This window comes from Streptomyces sp. HSW2009 (assembly GCF_040240285.1).
Lineage (GTDB): Bacteria > Actinomycetota > Actinomycetes > Streptomycetales > Streptomycetaceae > Streptomyces.
The window spans coordinates 1-242 of the sequence record NZ_JBEHZD010001280.1; the positions used below are offsets into that span (position 1 = coordinate 1).

The following is a 242-nucleotide window of genomic DNA, read 5'->3' on the forward strand; positions in this document are numbered from 1 at the left end:
GCGGGGGGCCCCCCCCCCCCGCCCCCGGGGGGGGGGGGGGCCCCGGGGCGGGCCGGCAGCCGGACCACGCCGGCGGCCCACCCGGGCAGCAACCCGGTCCCCCACAGCAGCACGCCGGCGCAGGTCAGCGCCGTGCCGCCGGCCAGCAGCGCGCACCAGCCCGGCAGTACGGCCCGCGCGGGCCCCCCCCCGGGGGCCAACCGGCCGGCCCCCCCGCCCCCCGCCCCGCCGCGGCCCCCCCC

At 89.7% G+C, this 242-nt stretch carries 1 pseudogene; it reads right to left on the reverse strand.

The features are described from left to right. Positions 1-242, reverse strand: a pseudogene (locus AAHZ94_RS35440) (hypothetical protein); the annotation flags it as partial.